The 4,920-nt window shown below is 59.8% G+C and carries 2 protein-coding genes; one reads left to right on the forward strand and one right to left on the reverse strand.

Features of this window, described 5'->3' with window-relative positions; translation table 11 throughout:
• The first annotated feature begins 221 nt into the window (after positions 1–221).
• Positions 222–4,037 (forward strand): anti-phage defense-associated sirtuin Dsr1, encoded by a 3,816-nt coding sequence (dsr1, locus tag BQ17_RS00230; protein ID WP_089723753.1) that lies wholly within the window; start codon positions 222–224, stop codon positions 4,035–4,037.
• Positions 4,038–4,331: 294 nt separating this feature from the next.
• On the opposite strand, the gene BQ17_RS00235 is transcribed toward dsr1, so the two are convergent.
• Positions 4,332–4,745 (reverse strand): hypothetical protein, encoded by a 414-nt coding sequence (locus BQ17_RS00235; RefSeq protein ID WP_089723754.1) that lies wholly within the window; start codon positions 4,743–4,745, stop codon positions 4,332–4,334.
• Positions 4,746–4,920: the final 175 nt, after the last annotated feature.

Below are 4,920 nucleotides of genomic sequence, written 5' to 3' on the forward strand. Positions count from 1 at the left end.
GAGGTTGAACGCGCCGTAACCCGACATCCCAGGTTGGCTCGCAGCATCGTCTGTCGGGTTACGGCGCGCCCCAATCCTGTGGCCCAACCGAACACCGAAGCACGCGCCTAACCCGACCTACCACGATCAGCGGCCGGCAGCTAACTTAATGGCATTGCCCCCTATCCGACGCCTACCGGGTCGAACCGGAGTTTGTCCGAGATGAAAAACGTGAAGGGAACATGCAATTCATAACTAATGGCCCGGATATCCCCGATGCCCTGTTACAGGCGCACGAGGAAGGTCGCGTGGTGTTCTTCTGCGGGGCGGGCATTTCCTATCCGGCCGGGTTGCCGGGGTTCAAGGGACTGGTCGACAAGATCTATCGTCTTGTGGGTACTACTTGTACACCCGTCGAGCAAGATGCCTACTCGCGTAACCAGTATGACGCCACGCTGGATCTGCTGGAGCGGCGTCTACCCGGACCGCCACCCAGACCGCGGATTGCCGTGCGGACCAAGCTGGCGGAAGCCTTGAAGCCTGATCTGCGCCGCAAAGGGGCGACCGATACTCATACCGCATTATTGCAACTGGCGCGCGATCGTGAAGGGGCGCTACGCCTGGTGACCACCAATTTCGACCGGGTTTTCGAGCAGGTGGCCGAGCGGACCAAGCAGTCACTCAACTCCCATGCGGCGCCGATGCTGCCCATTCCGAAGAGCAGTCTTTGGGACGGGCTGGTGTATCTGCATGGTCTGCTGCCGGACAAGCCGGACGACCGCGCCTTGCATCGGTTGGTCCTCACCAGTGGCGACTTCGGCCGGGCCTACTTGATCGAATGCTGGGCGGCGCGCTTTGTGAGCGAGCTGTTCCGTAACTATACGGTCTGCTTCGTCGGTTACAGCATCGATGACCCGGTGCTGCGCTACATGATGGACGCCTTGGCCGCCGACCGGATGCTGGGGGAGGACACCCCACAGGCCTATGCACTAACCGACTACGAGCCTGGGCAAGAGGGCCCAAAAACCATCGAGTGGGCGGCCAAGGGCGTCACGCCTATCCTTTACGAAGTGGCTTCAGGCACCCGCGACCATTCGGCGCTACATCGCACTCTGAAGGCCTGGGCCGAAACCTACCGAGACGGCATCCTCGGCAAAGAGCGTATAGTCGCCGTTCACGCCCTTGCGCAACCCACGGCCAGCACGCGGCAGGATGATTTCGTGGGTCGGATGCTCTGGGCCCTGTCGGACGCATCCGGATTGCCGGCCAAACGATTCGCGGATTTCAACCCGGCGCCAACACTGGCCTGGCTGGAAGCCTTTTCCGTGGATCGCTATGGGCACGGTGATTTGGTCCGCTTTGGCGTTCCCCCAGGCGCCGAGGCGGACGACAAGCTCCGTTTCAGCCTGATCCGCCGCCCTGCGCCCTATACTTGCGCACCCTGGATGTCCCTGGCATCCGGGGGAATAGCAGGCAGCCAATGGGATGACGTGATGTTCCATCTGGCCCGCTGGCTAACACGGCACCTGAACGACCCGGCGCTGATCATCTGGTTGGCACAACACGGTAGTCAGCGGTACGACCGCTTGCCTTGGCTGATCGAGCACGAATTGGATCGCTTTGCGCGCCTCGAACAGGAAGGCAAGACAGCCGAGTTGGAGGACATTCGCGCCAACGCCCCCAACGCCATCCCGGGGCCGCCGATGCGGACGCTATGGCGCTTGCTACTGGCGGGTCGTGTGAAGTCGTCAAGGCTCGCCCCGGATCTCGACCGCTGGAATAATCGGCTGAAACGCGAAGGACTGACGACAACGCTACGTCTCGAGTTGCGCGAGCTACTCGCGCCCAAGATCGCGCTGAAAGAGCCCTCCCCCTGGGGTAAAACCGATGTTGATGACGGCACCTCTGAGCACCTGAGACAACTGGTTGACTGGAAACTGGTGCCGGCGGCCGACCATGTACATTACTTGCTCAGAGATCGGAATGGCGAACGCTGGCATGAAGCCTTGCCGGCACTGTTAGACGACTTTCAGCAACTACTGCGCGACGCACTGGACTTGTTTCGTGAACTGGGCGAAGCCGATGACCACCGTGACCGCTCATACTGGGATCTGCCGTCGATTACCCCGCATCGGCAAAACCGGGGTTTCCACGATTGGGTGGTGCTGATCGAGCTGCTGCGCAATGCCTGGCTGGCGGTACGAAAAAGGGATCCCACGCAGGCAACCGAGATCGCGCAGGGCTGGTTCGATTTGCCCTATTCGACGTTCAAGCGATTGGCGCTATTCGCCGCCAGTCGGGACGGCTGCATTGTCCCCGATCAATGGGTCGGTTGGCTCATCGCCGATGATGCACGGTGGTTGTGGTCTATCGGTACGAGACGGGAAACGATGCGTTTGCTGGTGTTGCAAGGCGCTAACCTCTCACCGGAGGCGGGGGCCAGGCTGGGAGCAAGGATTCTCGCGGGGCCGCCACGTACCATGTACCGGGATGACATCGAGCCTGATGACTGGCAGTCGCTGGTGGATCGCTCGGTCTGGCTGCGTCTCGCCAAGCTTCGAGAAGGTAGCGGTGAGCTGGGCGATGCCGCCGCGCGGCGGTTCGGTGAGTTGTCGGCGGCAAATCCGGAATGGACGTTGGCGGGCCACGAGCACGTCGAGTTTCCACTCTGGGTGAGCGGTACCGGGGATCCTGACTACGAGGCTAGACACAACATTGACATCGCGCCCCGTAAGCGGCGGGATCTGGTCAAGTGGCTCAGACAACCGCCGCCCGCTCAATGGTCTTCCTACAGGGACACCTGGCGTGAGACCTGTCGCGACCGGTTCTTTCATAGCTGCTACGCCTTGTGCGACCTTGCCCAAGAGGGGGTTTGGCCGGCAGGACGCTGGGAAGAAGCCCTGCAAGCCTGGAGTGCGGAAGACAAGGTACTTCGGTCGTGGCGGTTTGCGGCGCCGCTGGTACGAACCATGCCTGACGAGGTTCTTCAGAAGATTGCGCGCAGTGTCACTTCGTGGCTGATGGCAGCTTCCAAGTCGATCGATCGGCATGAGGCTGTACTACTGGGCTTGTGCGACCGCGTACTGGCATTGCCTCACCCGGACGACGGGGACACCGATGGGCCCGTCGCCCGAGCCATCAACCACCCGGTCGGCCATGTCACCCAAGCGTTGCTGAATCTATGGTTCAAGCGCGAACCGAACGACAACGACGGGTTGCCGGGGAACATCGAGCCGATCTTCACTCGGCTCTGCGACGTCGGGGTACGCAAATTCCGTCACGGTAGGGTCCTGTTGGCATCGCAGCTGATCCCCTTGTTCCGCGTAGACCGACCCTGGACGGAGGCACACCTGCTACCGCTCTTCACTTGGGAGACCAATCTGAACGAGGCGAAAGCAGCCTGGGAGGGCTTCCTCTGGTCTCCCCGCCTGTACCAACCGCTGTTGCTCGCATTCAAGCCGCAATTCCTCGCGACCGCTCATCATTATGCGGAATTGGGTGAGCACAGCGGTCGATACGCCGCATTCCTCACCTATGCCGCGTTGGACCCGATGGATGGCTATAGGCCCCAGGACTATCGTGCCGCCCTTGCCTCACTACCCCGAGAAGGATTGGAACAGGCCGCGCAGGCGCTCTTCCAAGCCCTGGAGAGTGCCGGCGAGCAACGGGAGGACTACTGGAAAAACCGAATCTGGCCGTTCTGGCAAGACCTGTGGCCCAAGTCGCGCGATCTTGCCTCGAATGGCATTGCCGAGTCTCTCGCTCGCATGAGCATCGCGGCGCGCGGCGAGTTTTCCGCCGCGCTGTCCGCGGTCCGCGACTGGCTAGGATCGATTGAACACCCCGACTATGTTGTGCATCTGCTGTACGACTCCGGATTGGCAGGGCGTTTTCCCGCGGATGCCTTGGATTTCTTGGACGCGGTAATTGATCGCCAACCGTTGGCGCCTCCTGACATAGAGCAATGTCTGGACGCGATTGCACATGAATCACCGCGGTTGACGGAAGATCCCCGATACAGGCGATTGCACGAGTATTCCCGACAACATAGTATCTAGGAGCCTGTCCGACTTACGACTGTCCTACTGCGGAACCGCAGATGCCGGTCATATTTTCCGCGCGATTTCGTTAAATAGGTCCACTATTCGCCTCAATCGCGCGAAAAATCTATCTCGGCCCCGCGATCCCTCGCTACGAACGCGCAAGTCGGACAGGCTCCTAGGGCTCGCGTAGCGGTTCCTCCTCGTCGGTGGGCGGAATGATGGCGAATTGCCTACGGCGGTATGTAGATGATCTGATCGTCCAATTCCTCAGTAAACAGGCGATTCGAGTATGCCCTTCAACCTTTTGGCTCAAAGCAATAACTTCAGTAGAGTCACGACAAGACCGCCCACGGTCAAGGTAACGGCATATGACCAGATCATGAAACGATCGATCCGCCTGGTCAGTACCTCGAAGCGCCGGTTCATCTCGTTCTGCAAGGTTTCGAATCGCTTGTCGACGGCATCAAAACGCCGGTTCATCTCGTTTTGCATGGCCTCGAAGCGCCGGTCCATCTCCTTTTGCGTGGCATCGAAGCGCTTATCCATCTGCTCCAGGATGGTCTTGATCAGCTCGCGCTGATTCTTAAGCTCTTCTTCCACGCGCACCATCCGCTCGCGCAGCTCGATCTCATAGACCGCCGGCGGCTTGCCCAACGACTGCTCGGCGAGCCACTCCCCGAGGTGCTCTTTGATGAACCGGATGTCTTCTGCAGCAAGATTCATGGTGTGGGCAGATGCAATGAATAGGCGACTGAGTATACCCTTGTTTTCTTTTGCTGTCCTTAACCCGCATATTTCGGTAGTGGCTCAGTTCGCGAAAAAACGGAAATTGCGAAAAAACGCAATGACGCAAGGACGCCAAGCCGCAAAGAAAGAACAAAGAAACTTTGCGTCTTGG

It is taken from the genome of Candidatus Thiosymbion oneisti (assembly GCF_900092655.1).
GTDB lineage: Bacteria > Pseudomonadota > Gammaproteobacteria > Chromatiales > Chromatiaceae > Thiosymbion > Thiosymbion oneisti.

Coding starts and splice junctions, on each gene's coding strand:
- dsr1 (WP_089723753.1), top strand. CDS start 222: ATGCAATTCATAACTAATGGCCCGGATATCCCCGATGCCCTGTTACAG.
- BQ17_RS00235 (WP_089723754.1), bottom strand. CDS start 4,745: ATGAATCTTGCTGCAGAAGACATCCGGTTCATCAAAGAGCACCTCGGG.